Annotated in this window: 18 protein-coding genes, 1 tRNA gene and 1 pseudogene; 12 read left to right on the top strand and 8 right to left on the bottom strand. The window is 50.4% G+C overall.

The annotated features are described in order from the left end of the window. Positions 1-334: 334 nt before the first annotated feature. Complete coding sequence (locus GF617_RS23030; protein ID WP_181621694.1) at positions 335-952, top strand: trimeric intracellular cation channel family protein; 618 nt, start codon at positions 335-337, stop codon at positions 950-952. Between the two features lie 2 nt (positions 953-954). On the opposite strand, the gene ligB is transcribed toward GF617_RS23030, so the two are convergent. Then, positions 955-2,625, bottom strand: coding sequence for an NAD-dependent DNA ligase LigB (ligB, locus tag GF617_RS23025; protein ID WP_181621693.1), 1,671 nt, complete (start codon positions 2,623-2,625; stop codon positions 955-957). A 251-nt stretch (positions 2,626-2,876) separates the two neighbouring features. On the opposite strand from ligB, the gene gmk reads away from it, so the two are divergent. The 5 genes from gmk to recG are packed head-to-tail and all read left to right on the top strand — an operon-like array spanning position 2,877 to position 8,749. After that, complete coding sequence (gmk, locus tag GF617_RS23020; RefSeq protein WP_181621692.1) at positions 2,877-3,500, top strand: guanylate kinase; 624 nt, start codon at positions 2,877-2,879, stop codon at positions 3,498-3,500. 54 nt (positions 3,501-3,554) lie between these two features. Further along, a complete protein-coding gene (gene rpoZ, locus GF617_RS23015) occupies positions 3,555-3,830 on the top strand; it encodes a DNA-directed RNA polymerase subunit omega (RefSeq protein WP_000135058.1) in 276 nt (91 codons plus the stop codon). Positions 3,831-3,849: 19 nt separating this feature from the next. Continuing rightward, positions 3,850-5,970, top strand: a complete 2,121-nt coding sequence (gene spoT / locus GF617_RS23010; RefSeq protein ID WP_181621691.1) for a bifunctional GTP diphosphokinase/guanosine-3',5'-bis pyrophosphate 3'-pyrophosphohydrolase — start codon at positions 3,850-3,852, stop codon at positions 5,968-5,970. 4 nt (positions 5,971-5,974) lie between these two features. After that, positions 5,975-6,664 carry a tRNA (guanosine(18)-2'-O)-methyltransferase TrmH gene (gene trmH / locus GF617_RS23005; RefSeq protein ID WP_181621690.1) on the top strand — a complete coding sequence of 230 codons (690 nt, stop codon included), beginning with the start codon at positions 5,975-5,977 and terminating at the stop codon, positions 6,662-6,664. Positions 6,665-6,667: 3 nt separating this feature from the next. Beyond that, positions 6,668-8,749 carry an ATP-dependent DNA helicase RecG gene (gene recG / locus GF617_RS23000; protein WP_181621689.1) on the top strand — a complete coding sequence of 694 codons (2,082 nt, stop codon included), beginning with the start codon at positions 6,668-6,670 and terminating at the stop codon, positions 8,747-8,749. Positions 8,750-8,752: 3 nt separating this feature from the next. Here recG and gltS read toward each other — a convergent pair whose 3' ends face one another. Continuing rightward, the gene (gene gltS, locus GF617_RS22995; RefSeq protein ID WP_203452516.1) at positions 8,753-9,955 is read right to left on the bottom strand and encodes a sodium/glutamate symporter; all 1,203 of its coding nucleotides are present in this window, start codon (positions 9,953-9,955) and stop codon (positions 8,753-8,755) included. Positions 9,956-10,181: 226 nt separating this feature from the next. On the opposite strand from gltS, the gene GF617_RS22990 reads away from it, so the two are divergent. Further along, positions 10,182-11,573 carry an NCS2 family protein gene (locus GF617_RS22990; protein WP_203452515.1) on the top strand — a complete coding sequence of 464 codons (1,392 nt, stop codon included), beginning with the start codon at positions 10,182-10,184 and terminating at the stop codon, positions 11,571-11,573. A gap of 119 nt (positions 11,574-11,692) precedes the next feature. Next, positions 11,693-13,420, top strand: coding sequence for an AsmA family protein (locus GF617_RS22985; RefSeq protein ID WP_203452514.1), 1,728 nt, complete (start codon positions 11,693-11,695; stop codon positions 13,418-13,420). Positions 13,421-13,462: 42 nt separating this feature from the next. Here the strand turns inward: GF617_RS22985 and yicI are convergent, their stop codons facing one another. Next, positions 13,463-15,781: an alpha-xylosidase gene (yicI, locus tag GF617_RS22980; protein ID WP_203452513.1), complete on the bottom strand. Its 2,319-nt coding sequence runs from the start codon at positions 15,779-15,781 to the stop codon at positions 13,463-13,465. 12 nt (positions 15,782-15,793) lie between these two features. After that, positions 15,794-17,188 carry a glycoside-pentoside-hexuronide family transporter gene (locus GF617_RS22975; protein ID WP_203452512.1) on the bottom strand — a complete coding sequence of 465 codons (1,395 nt, stop codon included), beginning with the start codon at positions 17,186-17,188 and terminating at the stop codon, positions 15,794-15,796. Between the two features lie 287 nt (positions 17,189-17,475). On the opposite strand from GF617_RS22975, the gene GF617_RS22970 reads away from it, so the two are divergent. Both GF617_RS22970 and GF617_RS22965 read left to right on the top strand, forming a co-directional pair. Next, positions 17,476-17,570: transfer RNA gene (locus GF617_RS22970), tRNA-Sec, on the top strand. 590 nt (positions 17,571-18,160) lie between these two features. Further along, the gene (locus tag GF617_RS22965) at positions 18,161-18,460 is read left to right on the top strand and encodes a hypothetical protein (RefSeq protein ID WP_203452511.1); all 300 of its coding nucleotides are present in this window, start codon (positions 18,161-18,163) and stop codon (positions 18,458-18,460) included. 10 nt (positions 18,461-18,470) lie between these two features. On the opposite strand, the gene GF617_RS22960 is transcribed toward GF617_RS22965, so the two are convergent. Next, on the bottom strand, positions 18,471-18,662 hold the full coding sequence (locus GF617_RS22960) for a toxin-antitoxin system HicB family antitoxin (protein ID WP_203452510.1): 192 nt from the start codon (positions 18,660-18,662) through the stop codon (positions 18,471-18,473). Positions 18,663-18,787: 125 nt separating this feature from the next. Here GF617_RS22960 and GF617_RS22955 point away from each other — a divergent pair, with 125 nt between their 5' ends. Beyond that, positions 18,788-19,075: a SymE family type I addiction module toxin gene (locus GF617_RS22955; protein WP_203452509.1), complete on the top strand. Its 288-nt coding sequence runs from the start codon at positions 18,788-18,790 to the stop codon at positions 19,073-19,075. A 484-nt stretch (positions 19,076-19,559) separates the two neighbouring features. Then, complete coding sequence (locus tag GF617_RS22950) at positions 19,560-21,008, top strand: caspase family protein (protein WP_203452508.1); 1,449 nt, start codon at positions 19,560-19,562, stop codon at positions 21,006-21,008. A 44-nt stretch (positions 21,009-21,052) separates the two neighbouring features. Here the strand turns inward: GF617_RS22950 and GF617_RS27260 are convergent. From GF617_RS27260 to GF617_RS22940, 3 genes and pseudogenes are all read right to left on the bottom strand, one after another. Further along, positions 21,053-21,184: pseudogene (locus GF617_RS27260) on the bottom strand (tyrosine-type recombinase/integrase); the annotation flags it as partial. A 190-nt stretch (positions 21,185-21,374) separates the two neighbouring features. Beyond that, positions 21,375-22,844 carry an ATP-binding protein gene (locus tag GF617_RS22945; protein WP_064178607.1) on the bottom strand — a complete coding sequence of 490 codons (1,470 nt, stop codon included), beginning with the start codon at positions 22,842-22,844 and terminating at the stop codon, positions 21,375-21,377. Between the two features lie 311 nt (positions 22,845-23,155). Further along, positions 23,156-23,537 (bottom strand): hypothetical protein (locus GF617_RS22940; protein ID WP_203452524.1); only part of this gene is annotated, 382 nt, incomplete at its 5' end.

Below are 23,537 nucleotides of genomic sequence, written 5' to 3'. Positions count from 1 at the left end.
TATGATGGCCAGACCTTACCCCAGTCAGGGGCTTTTTATCGGAGAGTCATGATCTTGACTCTCTCTTATACCTCAGGCATCTGTCGTTCACTTGCGTTGTTAACCACCACATATGTTGTTATTTTAATCGATTAGTATTTTTAAGTGAAAATAAAAACCCTATAAAAAGAGCACCCAGAATAAGATTAATTTCATTAAATTACATACTGTTAATTTAATGAAATTCAAAAAAATAACATTAGTAATAGTTATCCTAAACACTTCACCTTAGAAAATCTCAATCGTGATCATACGCACAAATCGCTAACCTCCAGACCTTCATTCCGGAGGGTATATGCTGCTTCACATTCTGTATCTCATTGGCATCACGGCAGAAGCCATGACGGGCGCGCTCGCAGCCGGGCGTCGTCGTATGGACACCTTCGGCGTGATTATTATCGCCACCGCAACCGCTCTGGGCGGCGGTTCAGTACGCGATATCCTGCTTGGCCATTACCCGCTTGGTTGGGTTAAAAACCCGGAATACGTCATTATCGTTGCCACAGCCGCCGTACTGACGACAATTGTGGCTCCGGTTATGCCGCATCTGCGCCGCCTGTTTCTGGTGCTTGATGCACTTGGCCTTATCGTCTTCTCGATCATTGGCGCACAAATCGCGCTGGATATGGGTGAGGGCCCGGTTATTGCCACTATCGCGGCAGTAGTCACAGGGGTGTTTGGCGGCGTGTTGCGTGACATGTTCTGCAAACGCATTCCGCTGGTTTTCCAGAAAGAGCTGTACGCAGGTATCTCCTTTGCCGCAGCCGTACTCTACATCGCCTTGCAACACTATGTTTCCAACCACGATGTGGTGGTTATCTCCACGCTGTTGTTTGGCTTCACTGCACGTATGCTGGCCCTGCGCCTTAAACTCGGCCTGCCTGTTTTTTACTACAAACACGGCGCACACTGAGTTTAAAACCCGTCAATGTGCTGTTCTGCAAGCCATTTCGCCAGCCCATCCATCGCGGGCTGGTGAACCCAGTTAACGATTTGCCGCGCCTTCTCTTCGCCTGTGCCAGGTAACGTTTGCCAGTCTGTGGCGTTGCGCTGATTCAGCACTTTCCACGACAGATCTCCAGCCGCTTTCAGTGAAGCCTGCGGTAAAGGAATCCCCATCGCGGTGATCCAGCGAATAAAAGGTTTCGCGCGCGCCAGATTAAACCGATGCCATAACAGGGTCGCGCGCGCCACAGAGAATCCCGGTGTTGTCTGCAACTGCGTCTGCGTTAAACGCATCCACGAAAAAATATGCTCAAAGTGATGGGTCTGGTGAAGTACTCTCCAGCCAGCCTCGCCAATACCCTCGATATCCAATCCCTGCTTCGAACCCAGCCAGGTCAAGCGTGCTATAAACTGCTCCCTGCAGTCCGGCGAAGCATAGATACAGGTAAGCGAGTGAAATTGTGAAGCGGGAGGCTGAGGCTTCTTCCGATTACTCCCTCGCCAGACGACCTTATCAACCCTGGGGATCCCCTGCCCGGCCAGACTCACCAGGATATGATCGCCTGGTGCAATATCACGCTGTTGCCAGCGGTTAACTGACCCCAGGTTGACTCGCTGCACGCGTTTATCATCAAGTTGAACAGGTTCAAGCGCGGCCACCACCGAAATCTTCCCCGTACGCCCGACAGCGAATTGAATACTCTTCACCTCAGCAACCTGCGAAACAGGGGTATATTTCCACGCAACCACCCAGTTTCCCTCGCCGGGTAACCAGTTTTTCCCCGGAGGTTCATACGCAGAACGAACCACAACGCCATCCGTAGCAAAGGGCAAAGGGGATATCAGCCATTTCGCGCGCTGTCGCTCGACATCATCCACGGAATGGACGGGCAACGTATAACGGGCCTCCAGGGTGAAGCCCGCCTTCGTGAGCATCGTAAGACGCTGCTGTAGCGTTTCCGGGCCATCCGGCCACGCCCAGATAAACACCCCAATATGGTTCAGGAGTGATTTGTCCGTTCGCCGTAACATCGCCCCCGCCACTATCGCTCGCGCATTCATTCCCCCCATCTGCTGCTGCACATGGTTATCACGCTGAAGAAAGAGTTCCCCCTGTAAAACGCTATTTGCCAGCACACCCTGCAATGAATGGGGAACCGATGGTATCGAACGAACAGACTCGGTCCAGTCCTCACCTTTGTTTCCGTTGCCACGGCTGATCGCCTGGCTTAATTTCCCGTTGCGATACACCAAAGTGACGGCAACACCATCCACTTTCGGCTGTACCCAAAGATCGCGATGGGCATGCATCCATTGCCAAAGTTCTTCTTTTTTGGCAATTTTGTGCACCCCCGTATGGGCTACAGGATGTTTGACACTGCCCTCAAGAGCAGGAAGTGTCTTCTCCGAAGGTGCTCGTTCAAAGCAGCGCTGCCATTGCTTTAAGCGCGCACTCAACTGATCGTAAACATCATCACTGACCTCGCTCGCCCCGAGCTTCCAGTAGGCATCATCCCAGTGTTTTAGCTGCGCACTCAGCGTTGCAATCTCTTGATCTGCCCTCGCATGCGACCAGACCGGGCATACTGCCATTCCATAACCGCACCACAGCACCATCAGTCCGCTTATCCATCGCCACATCGCTACCCCTCCTTTACGTTTCGAGATGTATAGCTCGCGGTAGTCCGAAGCGCTAATACCAATGGTTCAACCTGCGAGGCGCTATCCAGCCTTTATTTTTGTTGCTGAAAACCGTACGTAAAACCGGAAAACGGTACGCAAAATTCAATAATCTGGGGGAAAAAGTGTGACAAAGGCTACGTCACACTGCGCCGACGTGTATAATAGGCCCGTATGTAGGACTTCTTCGTTAACACATACAAAAGACTCTCATGGCTCAAGGCACGCTTTATATTGTTTCTGCCCCTAGTGGCGCGGGTAAATCCAGCCTTATTCAGGCACTGTTAAAAACCCAACCGTTGTACGACACACAGGTTTCTGTTTCTCACACCACGCGTCAACCGCGTCCGGGTGAAGTACACGGTGAACACTATTTCTTTGTGGATCACGACGAATTCAGAGCGATGATTGGCAGAGATGCGTTTCTTGAACACGCAGAGGTCTTCGGTAACTACTACGGTACGTCACGCGAGACCATTGAGCAGGTTCTGGCAACAGGCGTAAATGTGTTTCTGGATATCGACTGGCAGGGCGCGCAGCAAATTCGTAAGAAAATGCCGCAGGCGCGCAGTATCTTTATTTTACCGCCGTCAAAAGACGAACTGGATCGCCGCCTGCGTGGTCGTGGCCAGGATAGCGAAGACGTGATAGCAAAACGTATGGCGCAGGCAGTTGCAGAAATGAGCCATTACGCCGAATATGATTACCTTATTGTGAATGATGATTTTGATGCCGCGCTAAGCGATCTTAAAACCATCCTTCGCGCAGAACGTCTGCGTATGAGCCGCCAGAAGCAGCGACATGACGCATTAATCACCAAACTGTTGGCAGACTGAACCCACTTTCAGTATCATGCCCAGTCATTTCTTCACCTGTGGAGCATTTTAAGTATGGCACGCGTAACTGTTCAGGACGCTGTAGAGAAAATTGGTAACCGTTTTGACCTGGTACTGGTCGCCGCGCGTCGCGCTCGTCAGATGCAGGTAGGCGGAAAAGATCCGCTTGTACCGGAAGAAAACGATAAAACCACCGTTATTGCACTTCGCGAAATCGAAGAAGGTCTGATCAACAACCAGATCCTCGACGTGCGTGAGCGCCAGGAGCAGCAAGAGCAGGAAGCCGCAGAACTGCAGGCCGTAACCGCCATTGCTGAAGGTCGTCGTTAATTAAACCTGCGGGTCGCCCTTGTATCTGTTTGAAAGCCTGAATCAGCTGATTCAACACTACCTGCCTGAAGACCAGATTAAACGTCTTCAGCAGGCGTATCTCGTTGCACGTGACGCTCACGAGGGCCAGACACGTTCAAGCGGTGAACCCTATATCACGCACCCGGTAGCGGTGGCCTGTATTCTGGCCGAGATGAAACTCGACTACGAAACGCTGATGGCCGCGCTGCTGCACGACGTGATCGAAGATACCCCCGCCACCTACCAGGATATGGAACAACTGTTTGGCAAAAGCGTTGCCGAACTGGTGGAAGGGGTCTCTAAGCTTGATAAGCTGAAATTCCGCGACAAGAAAGAAGCGCAAGCCGAAAACTTCCGCAAGATGATTATGGCAATGGTGCAGGATATCCGCGTCATTCTCATCAAACTCGCTGACCGTACCCACAACATGCGCACACTGGGCTCACTTCGCCCGGACAAACGTCGCCGCATTGCCCGTGAAACCCTTGAAATCTATAGCCCACTGGCGCACCGTTTAGGTATTCACCACATTAAAACCGAGCTGGAAGAGCTAGGTTTTGAAGCGTTGTACCCGAACCGCTATCGCGTGATTAAAGAGGTGGTGAAAGCCGCACGTGGTAACCGTAAAGAGATGATTCAAAAGATCCTCTCTGAAATTGAGGGGCGTTTGCAGGAAGCGGGAATTCCGTGCCGCGTCAGCGGTCGCGAAAAACATCTGTACTCCATCTACTGCAAAATGGTGCTCAAAGAGCAGCGTTTTCACTCGATCATGGATATCTACGCGTTCCGCGTGATCGTCCACGATGCCGATACTTGCTATCGCGTGCTGGGTCAGATGCACAGCCTGTATAAACCGCGTCCAGGGCGTGTGAAAGACTACATTGCCATTCCAAAAGCAAACGGATATCAATCGTTGCACACCTCGATGATCGGGCCACATGGTGTTCCTGTTGAGGTACAAATTCGTACCGAAGACATGGACCAGATGGCCGAAATGGGTGTCGCGGCACACTGGGCTTATAAAGAGCACGGTGGCGAGAGCAGCACAACCGCACAAATCCGCGCCCAGCGCTGGATGCAAAGCCTGCTGGAACTGCAACAAAGTGCGGGTAGCTCGTTTGAATTTATCGAGAGCGTTAAATCCGATCTCTTCCCGGATGAGATTTACGTTTTCACACCAGAAGGGCGCATTGTCGAATTGCCTGCTGGTGCAACGCCGGTCGACTTCGCTTACGCTGTGCATACCGATATCGGCCATGCCTGCGTTGGTGCACGTGTCGACAGACAGCCTTACCCGCTGTCTCAGCCGCTTTCCAGCGGCCAGACGGTCGAAATTATCACCGCTCCGGGCGCACGTCCGAACGCGGCATGGCTGAATTTTGTCGTCAGCTCCAAAGCACGCGCCAAAATCCGCCAGTTGCTGAAAAACCTGAAGCGTGACGATTCTGTCAGCCTGGGCCGTCGTCTGCTCAACCACGCGTTGGGCGGCAGTCGTAAGCTGGCTGAAATCTCGAAAGAGAATATTCAGCGCGAGCTGGAACGCATGAAGCTTGCGTCGCTTGATGACCTGCTGGCAGAAATCGGCCTCGGTAACGCCATGAGCGTGGTCGTGGCGAAAAACTTGCAACAGGGCGATGCCTCCGCAGCACCGTCTACCTCAGCGACACAAGGTCACGGTCATCTGCCAATCAAAGGCGCAGATGGTGTACTTATCACCTTCGCAAAATGCTGCCGTCCGATCCCCGGCGATCCGATCATTGCGCACGTCAGTCCGGGCAAAGGCCTGGTTATCCACCATGAATCCTGTCGTAACATCCGTGGCTACCAGAAAGAGCCAGAGAAGTTCATGGCAGTCGAGTGGGATAAGGAAACGGCACAAGAATTTATCACCGAGATCAAGGTGGATATGTTCAACCACCAGGGTGCACTGGCGAACCTGACCGCCGCGATCAACACTGCCTCTTCCAACATTCAGAGCCTGAATACGGAAGAAAAAGACGGCCGTGTGTACAGCGCCTTTATTCGCCTGACCGCTCGTGATCGTGTGCATCTGGCAAACATTATGCGCAAAATCCGCGTAATGCCTGACGTCATTAAAGTCACCCGTAACCGAAACTAGTTTTATGAATTCAACGCGTTATAAGCGCATTTGTGAGATGCTCGCCAGACGTCAGCCTGATCTGACGGTCTGCATGGAGCAGGTCCATAAACCTCATAACGTCTCTGCGATTGTTCGTACTGCAGATGCCGTTGGTGTGCATGAAGTGCACGCCGTCTGGCCTGGCAGCCGTATGCGCACCATGGCGTCAACGGCCGCAGGCAGCAACAGCTGGGTGTCCGTTAAAACTCACCAGACCATCGCTGAGGCCGTATCGCATCTGAAAGGACGCGGTATGCAGGTGCTTGCGACGAACCTGTCTGACAAAGCCGTTGATTTTCGTGAGATCGACTACACCCGCCCGACCTGTATTTTGATGGGTCAGGAGAAAACCGGGATCACGCAGGAGGCGCTGGATCTGGCGGATCAGGACATCATCATCCCGATGATCGGCATGGTGCAGTCGCTGAATGTCTCCGTTGCCTCCGCACTTATTCTGTACGAAGCACAGCGCCAGCGTCAGAATGCCGGAATGTACGAACGCAGCAACAGCATGCTGCCGGAAGAAGAACAACAGCGCCTGCTGTTTGAAGGCGGCTATCCGGTACTGGCCCGCGTGGCGAAACAGAAAAAATTGCCTTACCCCCATGTTAACGCGCAGGGCGAAATTGAAGCCGATGCCGAGTGGTGGTCCACCATGCAATACGCAGGATAAATCATGAAAGGCCGCCTGCTGGATGCCGTACCGCTCAATACGCTGACGGGCGTGGGTGCAGCGCAAAGTAGCAAACTGGCTAAAATTGGCCTGCACACCGTGCAGGATCTCCTGCTCCACCTCCCCCTGCGTTACGAAGACCGTACCCATCTTTATAAGATTGGCGATCTGCTGCCTGGCGTGTATGCCACCGTCGAAGGCGAAGTGCTGAACTGTAATATCACCTTCGGTGGACGCCGAATGATGACCTGCCAGATCAGCGACGGCTCCGGCATTCTCACTATGCGTTTCTTCAACTTCAGCGCGGCGATGAAAAATGGTCTCGCAACCGGGCGACGTGTGCTGGCCTATGGCGAAGCAAAACGTGGCAAGTACGGCGCAGAGATGATCCACCCGGAATACCGTGTGCAGGGCGATCTTAGTACACCGGAATTGCAGGAAACGCTGACCCCGGTCTACCCAACTACCGAAGGCATTAAACAGGCCACCCTGCGTAAGCTCACCGATCAGGCTCTGGAACTGCTCGATACGTGCGCCATTACTGAACTGCTGCCGCCCGAACTGGCACAAGGGATGATGAGCCTGCCGGAAGCGATGCGCACGTTGCACCGTCCACCACCATCATTGCAACTCAGTGATTTAGAGAGTGGGCAACATCCGGCACAACGGCGGCTTATCCTTGAAGAATTACTGGCCCATAACCTGAGTATGCTGGCGCTTCGTGCTGGCGCACAGCGTTTCCATGCCCAGCCGCTAAGCCAGCGTGATGATTTAAAAGATAAGCTGCTGGCGTCATTGCCCTTTAAACCAACCGGTGCTCAGGCTCGTGTGGTTGCCGAAGTTGAACGCGATATGGCGCTCGATGTACCAATGATGCGCCTGGTACAAGGTGATGTTGGTTCAGGAAAAACACTGGTTGCCGCACTGGCGGCGCTTCGTGCCATTGCCCACGGCAAACAGGTCGCACTGATGGCGCCTACTGAGCTGCTGGCCGAGCAGCATGCGAATAATTTCCGCAACTGGTTTGCCCCGCTCGGGGTTGAAGTAGGCTGGCTGGCCGGTAAGCAAAAAGGCAAGGCGCGCCTTGCGCAACAGGATGCCATTGCCAGCGGTCAGGTTCAGATGATTGTGGGTACTCACGCGATATTCCAGGAACAGGTACAGTTTAACGGTCTGGCCCTGGTGATCATCGATGAACAACACCGCTTCGGCGTTCACCAGCGTCTGGCCCTGTGGGAAAAAGGGCTTCAGCAAGGGTTCCACCCACATCAGTTAATCATGACCGCCACCCCTATCCCGCGCACCCTGGCAATGACCGCTTATGCCGATCTGGACACCTCCACCATCGACGAACTCCCGCCAGGCCGAACGCCAGTCACCACCGTAGCGATTCCGGATACCCGTCGCAGCGATATCATCAACCGTGTACGTAATGCTGCCACGACGGAAAACCGCCAGGCTTACTGGGTCTGCACACTGATTGAGGAGTCGGAACTGCTCGAAGCGCAGGCCGCCGAAGCCACATGGGAAGAGCTGAAACTGGCGCTGCCGGAGCTTAAGGTGGGCCTGGTGCATGGCCGTATGAAACCCGCCGAAAAGCAGGCGGTAATGCACTCCTTCAAGCAGGGAGAACTGCATCTGCTGATTGCCACCACGGTTATCGAAGTGGGTGTTGATGTCCCTAACGCCAGCCTGATGATTATCGAAAACCCGGAACGTCTGGGACTTGCGCAACTCCACCAGTTGCGTGGGCGCGTGGGTCGTGGCGCGGTTGCCTCTCACTGTGTGCTGCTCTACAAAGCTCCGCTCTCTAAAACGGCGCAAATGCGTTTGCAAGTCCTGCGCGACAGCAACGATGGCTTCGTGATTGCGCAAAAAGACCTGGAAATCCGGGGGCCTGGCGAATTGCTGGGCACGCGTCAAACGGGGAATGCCGAATTTAAAGTGGCTGATTTACTGCGCGATCAGGCCATGATCCCCGAAGTTCAGCGTCTTGCCCGCCATATTCATGAACGCTACCCCGAGCAGGCGGCAGCGTTAATTGAGCGCTGGATGCCGGAAACTGAACGTTATTCCAACGCCTGACGCTTAGCCAAAAATCGGTAGCATCAGATAGAGTTTAATCACCAGCGCATTCACGATGTCAATGAAGAATGCCCCGACCATCGGCACAACCAGAAACGCGGTGTGTGACGGGCCAAAACGCTCGGTGATGGCCTGCATATTGGCGATAGCCGTTGGCGTGGCGCCCAGACCAAACCCACAGTGGCCCGCGGCCAGAACGGCTGCATCGTAGTTTTTCCCCATCATTCGCCAGGTCACAAACATGGCATACAGCGCCATAAAGAGGGTCTGTACCGCCAGAATGGTGACCATCGGCAATGCCAGAGATGCCAGCTCCCACAACTTAAGGCTCATCAGCGCCATCGCCAGGAACAGTGACAGGCAGACGTTACCAAGCACGGACACTGCGCGTTCGAAAACGCGGTAGAACCCGATCAAGGCCAGGCCGTTACTCAGTACCACGCCGACAAAAAGGACACACACAAACGTCGGCAACTCAAAAGGTGTTCCCGCCAGCCATTGTGCAACGACCTTTCCAGCAGTCAGGCAGATAGCAATCATTGCAATGGTTTCAATCAGTACCAGAGAGGTAATGCTGCGCCCGACATCCGGCTTTTCAAATGCCGTGGGAACCAGTTCGTCGTCCGGTCTGCCATCCGGTGTACTGGAATGCTTCACCAGATACCGCGCCACCGGGCCGCCAATCAGGCCGCCCAGTACAAGGCCAAAGGTTGCACAAGCCATCGCCACTTCTGTGGCATTCTCAAATCCATAGCGTTCAGTAAACAGCTTGCTCCACGCCGCACCTGTACCATGTCCACCGGAAAGGGTGATTGAACCGGCCAACAACCCCATCAGCGGATCCAGACCCAGCAAGGAAGCCATGCCAATGCCGATGGCATTTTGCATCACCAGCAGCCCGACCACGACGATCAGAAATACGCCGAGGACTTTTCCCCCCGCGCGCAAACTCGCCAGATTGGCGTTCAGACCGATAGTGGCAAAGAAAGCCAGCATCAGCGGGTCTTTCAGGGACATGTCAAAATCGATTTCCCAGCCCATGCTTTTTTTCAGGACCAGCAAGGCCAGCGCCACCAGCAAACCACCGGCAACAGGTTCAGGAATGGTGTACTTTTTGAGAAAGGCAATACTGTGCAGAAGCTTGCGCCCGAGCAGCAGCACCAGCGTTGCGGCAACAAGCGTCGACAACGTATCGAGATGAATCATAGGGGCTCCTTTAATTGCGCGTATTCCATACACACGCGGCGTTATCCTGGGCCGATTTGTGCTCTTCATGAGCAATCGACGGCAAAAGTGTAATTATTTTCTCCGCATCGTTATAGAAAAAGTCACGTCAGGGAAAAGGAATTCTGTTCTTTTTTCGCTGGCAATCGTTTGCTTTTACCAACTGGTCAGATAAAATGCCCGCTTTTCCACCGTGGGATTGCCGCCGATGTCCGTTAACACCATAGAGTCTCCTGATGCGCAACCGATTGCGCAGAAGCAGAATAGTGAATTGATCTACCGCCTGGAAGATCGCCCGCCTCTGGCGCAAACGTTGTTCGCCGCCTGTCAGCATTTGCTGGCCATGTTTGTTGCGGTCATTACTCCTGCTCTGTTGATCTGTCAGGCGCTCGGTTTACCGGCACAAGATACTCAGCACATCATCAGCATGTCCCTGTTTGCCTCCGGCGTGGCCTCGGTTATTCAAATTAAAGCCTGGGGTCCGGTCGGGTCAGGATTGCTGTCGATTCAGGGAACCAGTTTTAACTTTGTGGCTCCGCTGATTATGGGCGGGACGGCACTGAAAACGGGCGGCGCGGATGTCCCGACCATGATGGCGGCCCTGTTCGGTACACTGATGCTGGCAAGTTGTACCGAGATGGTCATTTCCCGCGTACTGCATCTGGCGCGTCGCGTGATTACTCCGCTGGTCTCCGGTGTGGTGGTGATGATCATCGGTCTGTCGTTGATTCAGGTTGGCCTGACGTCCATCGGCGGTGGCTATGCAGCCATGAGTGACCATACCTTTGGCGCACCGAAAAACCTGCTGCTGGCTGGTGTGGTGCTGGGCATCATTATTCTGCTGAATCGCCAGCGTAACCCGTATCTGCGTGTAGCATCCCTGGTGATTGCGATGGCTGCTGGTTATCTGATGGCCTGGGCGCTGGGTATGCTGCCGGAGAATACCACCCCAACCAACAGCCCGCTGATTATGGTCCCTACTCCGTTGTATTACGGCTTAGGCATCGACTGGAACCTGCTGTTGCCGCTGATGCTGGTCTTTATGATCACCTCGCTGGAAACTATCGGCGATATCACAGCAACGTCAGATGTCTCTGAGCAGCCTGTTTCTGGCCCGTTGTACATGAAGCGCCTGAAAGGCGGCGTACTGGCGAATGGTCTGAACTCATTTGTTTCCGCGGTGTTCAACACCTTCCCGAACTCCTGCTTCGGCCAGAACAACGGCGTGATCCAGTTGACGGGTGTCGCCAGCCGTTATGTCGGTTTTGTGGTGGCATTGATGCTGATCGTCCTCGGTCTGTTCCCGGCGGTCAGTGGCTTTGTGCAGCACATCCCTGAGCCGGTACTGGGCGGCGCGACGCTGGTCATGTTCGGGACAATCGCGGCCTCTGGTGTACGCATTGTCTCCCGTGAGCCGCTGAACCGTCGCGCAATCATGATTATCGCGCTGTCTCTGGCCGTAGGTCTGGGCGTTTCTCAGCAACCGTTGATTCTGCAGTTTGCACCTGACTGGGTGAAAAACCTGCTCTCCTCCGGCATCGCGGCTGGCGGTATCACTGCGATTGTGCTCAACCTCGTTTTCCCGCCTGAAAAAAATTGATCGTCATCACGGCGGGCAGTCAATGCCCGCCGTGACATCTAATTACACCATTCCCGCCTTGAGGATTGCGCATAAATCGTGCATAACTCCTTTATGTGCGTTTGACGGGATGGAAGACCATGAAATTTATTGGAAAGCTGCTCATCTGGATTTTGATTGCGATACTTATCGTGATCCTGGCACTGTATATTCTGGTTCAGACGCGCTGGGGCGCGGCGCAGGTCAGCAGTTGGGTTACGGTCAATACCGATTACGAACTCAATTTCGACCAGATGGATCACCGCTTTTCATCGCCTTCCCACATCATCCTGGAAAACATCACTTTTGGTCGCGACGGGAAACCCGCCACGCTTGTTGCCAAAAAAGTCGACATCGGCTTAAGCAGCCGCCAGATCACCGATCCGCTGCATGTAGATACCATCTCGCTGTATGACGGTACGCTGAACCTTTCCCCGCAGACTGCACCTCTGCCTTTCCAGGCCGACCGGTTGCACCTGAATAACATGGCGTTTAACAGCCCAAACACGGAATGGGACCTGAGTGCGCAAAAAGTCACAGGTGGCGTTAGCCCATGGCAGCCGGAAGCGGGTAACGTACTGGGCAAAAATGCACAGATTCAGATCAGCGCGGGCTCGCTCACGCTCAATGGCGTTCCGGCCAGTAATGTACTGATTCAGGGGCAACTCAACGGCAAGGAAGTGGTGCTGAACACCATCGGGGCAGATATGGCGCGCGGCTCCCTCACTGGCTCCGCACTGCGCAATGCTGACGGTAGCTGGGTAATCGATACTCTGCGGCTGAATGAGATCCGTCTGCAAAGCGATAAAACACTGATGGATTTCTTCGCCCCCATCACCACACTCCCTTCCCTGCAAATTGGCCGTCTCGACGTGACCGATGCACGTCTGCAAGGGCCGGACTGGGCGGTGACCGATCTCGATTTAAGCTTGCGTAATCTGACCCTAAGCAAAGGCGACTGGCAGAGTCAGGACGGACGTTTATCGATGAATGCCAGCGAGTTTATCTATGGCTCGCTGCATCTTTTCGACCCGATCCTGAACGCTGAATTTGCCCCACAGGGCATTGCGCTGCGCCAGTTTACCTCCCGCTGGGAAGGCGGCATGGTACGTACGTCCGGTAACTGGCTCCGCGATGGAAAAACGCTGGTTCTGGACGATGTTGCCATCGCCGGGCTGGAATACACTCTGCCGCAAAACTGGAAAACGCTGTGGATGGATCCGTTGCCGGAGTGGCTAAACGGTGTGACGCTGAAAAAATTCGGTCTGAGCCGTAACCTGGTGATCGATATCGATCCGGCTTTCCCGTGGCAAATCACCTCCCTTGATGGCTACGGCGCGAATCTGCAACTGGCTAAAGATCGTCAATGGGGTATGTGGGGAGGCAACGCCACGCTGAACGGTGCGGCGGCAACGTTTAATCGCGTGGATGTGCGTCGTCCTTCGCTGGCGCTCAACGCCAACGCCTCGACGGTCAATATTACCGAACTGAGCGCCTTTACCGAGAAAGGGATCCTTGAAGCCACCGCAACCGTTTCACAGCTTGCACAACGCCAGACCACCGTAAGCCTGAACGGGCGCGGCGTGCCGCTGAACGTGATGCAACAGTGGGGCTGGCCAGCACTGCCTATTACTGGTGACGGCAATATTCAGGTGACCGCCAGTGGCAGCGTTCAGGCAAATGCGCCGCTGAAGCCGACGGTAAACGGGAAGCTAAATGCGGTGAATATGGATAAACAGCAAGTCCAGCAGACGATGGCGGGGGGCGTGGTATCGACAGTTCCTGCTGTTACGTCGTCAGCTCCCCCTTCGCCCCAGCCCTCTCCCTAGAGCAAACCCTCCCTCTCCCCTTTCGGGAGAGGGAGAGAGAACTCAGAGATGAATCACAACCTCATTGCCATCCGCTTTCACCACCACGCCCCACTCGCTACCGGCATGTGAGCCGCCTTTCACGCCGCCCACGTTCTGCACGTTGCGCAAGCAGACTGACCAGCTCCGCGCCTCTCCTGCGCCCTGGATGGTCACAGTCCCATCCTGACGCGATGCCTTCAGCGTAAACGCCACAGTACCGTCCGCCGCAGGTACTTCACTGACTGCCGTAGCGCCGTCGTCCAGGTTAAACAGCTGGAAAGCAGTGCCTTCGTTCCACGCGTAGTCTGGCTTCTGGTTGTTGTTACCCAGTGCCAGCAGGGTGTTATCACGCACATATACAGGCAGGCTCTGGAAACCGTGCTGCTGTTTGTGCCAGCGGCTGCCCAGGATTTCATCGTTGTGCCACAGATGCGTCCAGCGTCCTTCCGGCAGATAAAATTGCACATCACCCGCTTCAGAGAACACCGGGGCAACCATCATGGAATCCCCCAGCATGTACTGGCGGTCGAGATAATCACAGGCCGGATCGTCCGGGAACTCCAGCATCATTGCCCGCAGCATTGGTGTACCTTCCTCTCGTGCCAGCGCCGCCTGGCGATATAAGTACGGCATCATCTGGCACTTAAGCTGTGTGAAATGGCGCACGACATCGCAGGATTCATCATCGTACGCCCACGGCACACGGTAAGATTTGCTGCCGTGTAAACGGCTGTGGCTAGAGAACAATCCGAACGCGCACCAGCGTTTGTAGACATGCGCCGGAGCGGTGTTTTCAAAGCCGCCGATATCATGGCTCCAGAAACCGAAACCGGACAGACCAATCGACAACCCCCCGCGCAGACTTTCCGCCATGGATTCGTAATTGGCGTAGCAGTCACCGCCCCAGTGCACCGGGAATTTTTGCGCACCGACGGACGCAGAACGGGCAAACAACACGGCCTCTTCTTCACCCACGGTCTCTTTCAGCACGTTCCACACCAGCTCGTTGTAGATATAGGCATAGTGGTTATGCATCTTCTGCGGATCAGATCCGTCATGCCATACAACATCCGTCGGGATACGTTCGCCGAAATCGGTTTTGAAGCAATCCACGCCAATATCCACCAGACCTTTCAGCTTGTCGGCGTACCATTTGCAGGCATCCGGGTTGGTGAAGTCGTAAATCGCCAGCCCCGGCTGCCATTTATCCCACTGCCACAGGGAACCGTCTGGGCGTTTGAGCAGATAACCTTTCTTTTTCAGCTCGTTGAACACTGGTGATTTCTGGCCGATATACGGATTGATCCACACGCAGACTTTCAGCCCTTTCTCTTTCAGACGGCGAATCATCCCTTCCGGGTCCGGGAAGGTCACCGGATCCCACTCGAAGTCGCACCACTGGAAGGCCTTCATCCAGAAGCAATCGAAGTGGAACACGTGTAGCGGCAGGTCACGCTCGGCCATACCGTTGATAAAACGGTTTACCGTGGCTTCGTCATAGTTGGTGGTGAACGATGTGGTGAGCCACAGGCCGAATGACCATGCCGGTGGCAATGCCGGACGCCCGGTGAACTGCGTATAGCGGTTCAGCACCTCTTTCGGCGTCGGGCCGTCGATCACAAAATACTCAAGATGCTCGCCTTCCACGCTGAACTGCACTTTGGAGACCTTCTCAGATCCCACTTCGAACGACACGTTCTCCGGGTGGTTCACCAGCACACCGTAACCCCGGTTAGTGAGGTAGAACGGGATATTTTTGTATGACTGCTCGGTGCTGGTTCCGCCGTCGCGATTCCAGGTTTCCACCGTCTGGCCGTTACGCACCAGCGCGGTAAAGCGTTCGCCCAGACCGTAGACCGTTTCACCCACACCCAGATCCAGACGCTCGAAGATATGATTGCGGTCTGTATTGCTGTCCTGCACGTAGCCGTTGTTTTTCAACTGACTACCGGTAATACGCTGCCCGTTGCGCAGGAAATCCAGCGCCCAGAATTCACCTTTCGTGACGCGCACGCTGATCGTGCCGCTTTTCAGCTCCGCGAATTCCGCGTTGTTTTCAATCTCAACCTTCACATCCTGCAGAACATTCAGCGGATAGTGTGGGCCGTTATCAAGCGCCCCCTGGAAGTGCTCAATGCGCACCCCGACAATCCCTTCCTGTGGGGCAAACAGGCGAACCGTGAACATCAATGTGTCGAGCTGCCAGGTCCGTTCGCGCACGTCACGTGGCGCAACATAGACCACCAGATCGTTACCCTGCTGATCCACATCGAATACCTGAACCGGATACGTCACGTTCAGGCCCGGTTGAATGAGCCAGTTTCCGTCACTGATTTTCATACTTTCGTCCTCTTAGTTCTGTAATTCTTTGCTGACTGGCAGGTTGTCGAATGCCTGCTGATTACGGCGCGCACCCTGCGCCAACTCACCCATGATTTTCAACAGGAATGGTGTTTTCAGCGTGTAATAGCGTTTGGCGATAATGGCACTCAGCACGTAGCAGACCGCCGGAACCAGGGTGAAGAGGCCAATGATGATGCTGATGGTAGCGCTGTTCTGGGTTTTCGCTGCCGCGTCGTAACCGCCGCCGGCCAGCATCCAGCCAATCATTGCGCCTCCCAGTGCCAGGCCCAGTTTCAGCACGAAAAGTGTGCCTGCAAAGCTGATACCGGTGAGACGTTTGCCGTTGGTCCATTCGCCGTAATCAACGGTGTCGGACATCATCACCCACTGGATTGGCGTTACCAGTTGGTGCAGCACGCCAATTACGAAGATAAAGCCGAACATCACGATGCTGGCATGCATCGGCACGAAGAACATAGCGATACTCAGCACCGCCAGCGCGGCGTTGGTCCACCAGAAGACGCTGACTTTGCATTTCCAGTCAGTAAGCGGTTTTGCCAGCGCAGAGCCGAGCAGGTTGCCGACGCAGTAGGTGGTGAGGAAAGCAACGAATACTTCCGGCGAGCCCATGATCCAGGTGCAGTAGTACATCATCGCGCCGCCGCGCACGCAGACGGCGAGGATATTAAGGATGGTCAGCACGCCGACAATACGCCACTGGTCGTTTTGCCAGATGTCGCGCAGGTCTTCACGCATGGAGGTGGTGCTTGGCGGAACCTGGATGCGTTCTTTGGTGGTGAAGAAGCAGAATGCCAGCATCAGGAACGCGACCACCGACAGCACGGCAATCCCGCCCTGGAAGCCAAAGGCTTTGTCTTCACCACCAATCAGGTTTACCAGCGGCATCATCAATACCGTGGAGAGCATGCCGCCCGCCGTGGCCAGCACAAAGCGCCAGGACTGCAGGGAGATACGCTGCGTTGGGTCGTTGGTGATGACGCCGCCAAGTGCACAATAAGGAATGTTGACCACGGTATAGAGCAGGGTCAGCAGAGTGTAGGTGATAGCGGCATAAATCATTTTTCCGTTCAGGCTAAGGTCCGGCGTGGTGTACGCCAGCACGCAGACGATGCCGAACGGGATAGCACCGAACAAAATCCACGGGCGGAACTTACCCCAACGGCTGCGGGTGCGGTCAGCAAGCAGCCCCATGCATGGGTCGGAGATGGCATCCAGCGCGCGTGCCAGCAGGAACATGGTTCCGACAAACCCGGCAGGAATGCCGAAAATATCGGTGTAGAAAAACATCATGTACAGCATGACGTTATCAAAAATGATGTGGCTGGCGGCGTCACCCATGCCATAGCCAATCTTCTCTTTTACAGACAGTACTTCGCTCTTCATTTTTTTATCCTTCACGCTGTAGGGGGCGCTGAGACCGGTTTCACATGTTGTAAACCATTGGCGACGGGGCGGGTATTCTGTTTTCTGGTTAGTAACTTACGTTTCTTGCTTTTTGTGATCGCGTTAAAACTCAGAACGGGGAAAAGCTAACGTGAGGATTTTGTTAGGAATTAACTCAAATGGCTTAATACAGGTCAAAAGAGTAGTGAAAAAAGTGTGTCTGGGTATGTGGTAAATGCCTGAAAGTAGCTATAATGCGCCCCGCCTCCATGTAGCAATGCAGGCGCGGAAGATCGTCATCTCCGGTGAGGTGGCTGGACTTCAAATCCAGTTGGGGACGCCAGCGTTCCCGGGCAGGTTCGACTCCTGTGATCTTCCGCCAAAAATGCTACTATGCGTGCAAATTTCACTACTCCATAAAAACTATGTCAGTTAAAGATGATACACCGCCACCCTATCAAAAAAGTCTAATTGATGAAATTGATTTTAAGATCATCGATCAATTGCATGGTGCTGTTTCACAAATTAGTCATTTTTGTTTTGAAATAAAAAATTTTGCATCACAACATTATTCATTGTTCTCACCTTCATAATAAAATTCACCGACGATAATCTGGACTCAGTCATTTTCAAATCATCATACTGTATGATAATTAGCTTTTGGTTTTTAGATTCTATTGCGTACTATTATCAGGTCAAACTAAGGGGAAGAATGCAAAGTAAGCTAGAAGAGCTTTCCAATAGAAACAATAACATAATGAGTTCAATCTATACTGGAGAAACATCAAGGACAGAGAAAGCTATAAAAGCATCATCTGATATAAAAGACTCCGTGATTGACCCCAAAAGAGTTGAAGGAGAAATATATTCCAGAGTGTTTAGAGCTGGTATAAATCATTCAATGTGGATTTATTTAATCCTAATTACAATATCTATTCTCGCACATATTCTATATTTAACAGGATTGCTTCGATGAATATATTTGTCAGTTATACCCGTAATGATGGGATAATAAAAACAGAAAACCTATATCTTTTAAATAAATTCCTATCGGAAAAACACAATGTATTCATACATGCAGTTGAATCTTCAAGTAGAAAAGTAAATCAAGAAGACGTTATCGTTAACTTAATAAAAAGCGATGTAATTTTACTATTATTTACCGAAGGTTGCTTCAAATCTAACTGGGTTAACCTAGAAATAGAACTAAGTAACCTCTTTGATATCCCGATAGTTCCTGTAGATGCCACGAAGCTTCTTTTTGAAAACTGATTCAAAACACTTATCCTTTTGGTGTAACTCCTTTTGAACGTAAAGCTTCCCTCGCCAACTCCTTCAACCAGCTGGCGAGACTCACCCCTTCCTCTGCCGCCACGGCGTCCAACTGTTCCTTCAATGCCGGATCAATGCGCATCTTAAACTGCGGAGACTGCCCGCCACCTTTTGGTTTTTTTTCGCGCGATATGATTGACATGAGGCCACCTATCCATCTACTCTGACACACATAGGAGGCCACCTAAACCTCCTGTACTAGCAACGCCCCAATGTGCGGGAACACAACCGGAGCGTCTAACCTCACCAACTATCAAGGAGTTGATTATGGCTGATTCGCATTCTACCCCAGACACCGACCAATCCGGAACCGAGCGTTCGTTAATTGTGGGATACCGCCCGAATGTTTTCGACAAATCCACGCCGAAAATCATCCTTTCCGGCAAATGGCTGCGCGCGGCGGGGTTTGATACCGGGCATCAGGTGACGGTTAAGGTCATGAAAGGGTGCATCGTTCTGGTGGCGTATAACGAGAACGAACAGAAGTTGCTGGACGATTACAGACGCACAAAGGCAAAGTTATCGCAGATCCAGAGCACACTCGTGGGCCTGTAATTATCATAAATATTCTCCTTTTATATCATCCTGGCTGCTGAGCAGCCAGCCAACACAAAAACTTAATGTTCTGCCAGATACTATCCATATAATCTATAAAATAATCGTACTCAACTTGTAAAGTAGACTGTGCCTGCAACAGCTCAACGATCAAAGGATGTGGTCGCCTATATCAAAGACAGACAGTCAGTTTCAGACCACGCTACTTCCGTATTGACCTGCGGGATTGATCGCCATCAGCGCTTCTTTCAGATCACCGCTCATCCTGGAACGGGAAGCTTTCGGGCGCAGCATCGCTGCTATGTGTTGTGAACAGGCTAGATCAGGAGAAAAGAAAAAGATGCAGGAAACTGTATTTGGGATTTGAAGGATTTAATTACAATTGAAATCAATAAGTAAGAGTAGTGAAATTATGACATGGCGCTACAGGTGTTGTATCGTAAAGGCATATTATCTGAGACTTACACCACATTTCTAAGAGGATATGATGAAAATTGCTATTTTGATTGGTGTTAGCGAATATGACTCTCAGCAAAATTTAGTTGCAAGTAAAAATGATGTTTTGTTGATGAATTCATTGATATCAATTGGTAATAATTATGATTCGATATTAATGATCGACAGCGAGACAAATACTCAAGCAGTTAAAGCCAGGTTAACATCATTTTTGCAGAATAACTTTGAAAAAGAAGTTGAACAACTTCTTTTTTATTTTAGTGGTCACGGCTATTTTGACGGTGAAGAGTTCCACTATATAATGAGTGACTTTGATTCTAAAAGAGTTAAATCAACATCTCTAGAAAATTCGGAGTTAGATGTTCTTATTAGGTCAGTATCTCCCAAATTAACAGTAAAAATAGTAGATGCTTGTAATTCTGGAATCCCATATATAAAAGACCCAACAGCTTTCGATAAATACATAAATACATCTAAACAGAGTTTTGATAAGTGTTATTTTATGTATTCATCAGAAAGTGTACAGTATTCATACGCAGACTCTAAATTGAGTTTTTTTACTAAGGCTATAGGTGAAGCTGTTTTTAGAAGTAAAACTGAGTTAGTTAGATACAAAGATATTATTGATTATGCATCGGATGAGTTTCAGGGAAATGAGAAACAATCGCCGATATTCGTGAGCCAAGCAAATTTTACGGATATATTTGTTAGTGCATTGCAGGATGAAAAAACATTTCTAAAAGAAATTCTTTGTCAGAATGATGTTAGGGCCAAAGATGATAATAAAAGTCAAACATTAAAACAATTGGTGGAGAATGATGCAAAGAGATTTTTTGATAAAGATGATGCTATGCGAATTTATAATTCCATTCCTGAGTTAATTGATTCTATTTTTACATTTGATGGGGAATTAAAATCTCTTTTTGAAAGAGAGATTATTATTCATAACGATTATCAAATAATTCCAAAAATAAGATCTTTATCCGAATGGATTAGTAATAATAATGATGATTTTTTTGTGAGAGCTATCATTACAAATGAATCATATGAGGAACGCGTTCGTAAACCCGGTGTTTTGGGTTTGGATATGTTCAACGATGATGCTTATAAAACCGTAACCAAATATAAACGAGTTCCAACATCTTTCGAATCTACCACAGAAGTGCCATTTCACGTTGTACAGATAAAAGCTCAACCACTTTATCCAAATCTGAATAGCATGACAGTATTTTTCTTGCCTTTGATATCAAGAACTAAAATGATTATTTTCTCAACTATAGCCCCTTATAAAATTGTGGGATGGGATAAAGAGAAAATGATCACTGATGATTGTAAGTGGATCCCCAAAGTTGTAGAACTTGCAGATAGTAAAAAATTACTTGAGTATATTAATGAATCATATAAACAATTTTACGATTCTATTTACCAACCGTTATTAAAAAATTTTGATATAACATCAAAAAAATTAAAAAAATAAAAACACTGCCAACCCAGAACATTTTCCAATGGTCTGGGTTAGTTTTATCCATTAGTCTCATACAGTTTACAAAGCTTCCCAATGTTCACTTTACGTCCCTCTTCACTCTGAGCATTAACAAAATCGCCCCAAGGCTGAAGCATCTCCCGGCGCTGGTTCAGATACTCGGAGCGATTTGTTGATGCCTGGATACCACCAAAACAGGAAACCAACCGCTGGAGAAGGATGAAAAGACCTTCGGATCAAGCAACCATCAAGCAAATTGCAGAACGGGAAATGTTCTATCTTTTTGTTTTCAATAATGAAAATATAAATCACGCTTACAACCAAGAGTCAGAATCAAGCAACCATCAAGCAAATCCCCAACTACGCCCAGAATGGGATGTAGCGCATTGCCTTGGTTCCTACTGATGAATCGTATTGTTTGATACGACCTTCTTTCATTGCTTCCTTGATGATACGGCTAATCATTGCGCTGTTTTTTTCATCAACACCAAATCTTTCCCGCAGCGTGGTGTTGTTCATCGGAACCTTTTCAAGGTACTTCAATACACAATGAAGGTAAGTCGCTCTGACTTTCTCCTCATTATCCATATCCTTAAAATCGCGATGAGCAAACAAAGTGACTTTCGTATGCTCCTGGTAAACTTCAAACTGAGGGGCTGGTAGCTGATAAATCTCAGTTTCAATAACAACCTTATCGATACCGCTTCCCCGCTCTTCACAGATCCCCATCCTACGCATAAGAGAGGCTATTCTTTCATTACGGCTACGCGGGGGGGAATCAAGAAGGCGATCAATCGCCACTAAGGGTATACCAGGATTTGAAATTTCCATGCGGTCGGCGAATAACTCAAGCATTGGCCCCGTCCCGCCAATGTTGAAATCCTGGTGAATCAGCGAGTTGGCAACCACTTCTCGTATAGACAGCTCCGGATACATTCTTACTTCGCTGCGAAAAGCCTTCCCAATCACCTCATTTGATGGCAAAAGGTTATTAATATAATCAATCAAGCCTTCAAAACCGACGGCATAACCTTTATGGCCTTGTAATTCCTTTACCGTTTTAAAACGATTATTTGCATCGTACTGGATTAAACGAATGGCTTTGCGGGACAAATTTTTAAAGGCATCTAATTCTCGTGCAAAAAGTATTGCACCAAGATTGGTAATATCCCAGGACCCCGCATCATTTCTCTCAACAACAAAATCCTTTGCAAGGTAATCCATTATAGAATCTTTGTTGTCTGGTAACGGTTGAGATAAGAGTGAGAAGAACGATGGGTAGTCGATTAACTGCAACACCTCATCAATAGAGCACTTGTCCCGTGCTACGCGGTACTCCCAGGGTTTCCGATCAAAGACACGCCAGAGGGCACGCTCTTTTTCTGGGTGTTTACCCAGCGGTTTTTTATAAGAGCCAATACGAATAAATTCTGTTCCCGAAAAACGCACAGGGGTATGGCAATTAGCATTTATCTCCAGAATGACAACCGCATCATTCTCAGGTGACGAAAATTCATGGAATGTAAAATCAATCTTTGGTTCCAGGCCCTGTAACAGCCAGCTTTCCAGCTCCTGCTGTTTATGCTTAGCGAGAGAGGGTTTGAAATCCGTACCGATTATAGAATGAGTCTCATCATCAACACCCCACACCATATAAGCTGTTGGCTTTCCAAGCAAAGCAGCCGAATTTGCCAGTGCCGAGATATACTCTCCGAGTTCTTCTGGTTTTATCGCATTATGCTTAAATTCTGCCCACTCAGTCTCTTTCGGCAATGAAACCAGCTCTTTCAGCAAAGAACGCAAACCGACTTCCTCTTTAGAAACAGACATTTAAGCACCGGATAATAGTTATACCAAGTTACAAGGATATGGCTTTAGACTGCCCATGGCAATGTTCCACATCACATCGCCTGATTCTGGGGACAGTCAGTGAAAAGTAATCTCAACGAACGCCCTGGTCCCCCTGCTGGCATAGCCTGACATTCAAGGATGCTGCTGATATTGCGGCTAAAGGTAGCATGTATAGGAATGTGTATATAAACCCAGAACAATTAAAATAAAATCACTTATTATCATCACATTAGGTCATTAACGGCACTCCTGTGATCGCCAAAAATTTTGATATGAAGCGATGGCACAATTTAGCTCTCTCTAATAAATTCCCCCGCATTCAAATTATCAGCCATTAATCTTTGTGAATTAATATTTTCTAATATTCTATGATCCCAATAATATAAATAATCAAATATTCCATTTTTCACGTCTTGAATAGCTTCATTAACTTTAACTTGATCACAGTCATACTGTCCATCAACATTGAAAACCACTGTTGATACATTCAACGTTTTCCAAAAAACATATACCCCTTCGAATTGATTAAAAGAAAGCCCAGAAATTTTAGATAATTCCCCAGTACTAATACTAAGATCATGAAACCTCATTACCTCTAAGGAAGGTGCGAATAAGCAGGTCATTTCTTCCCAAGCTGACTCGCTGATTAAAATTTCGCGGATCTGGGCCGAT

Source organism: Lelliottia sp. RWM.1 (assembly GCF_016859735.1).
GTDB lineage: Bacteria > Pseudomonadota > Gammaproteobacteria > Enterobacterales > Enterobacteriaceae > Enterobacter.
The sequence above is the reverse complement of the archived record's forward strand: the minus strand, read 5'-3'. Positions and strand labels throughout refer to the sequence as shown.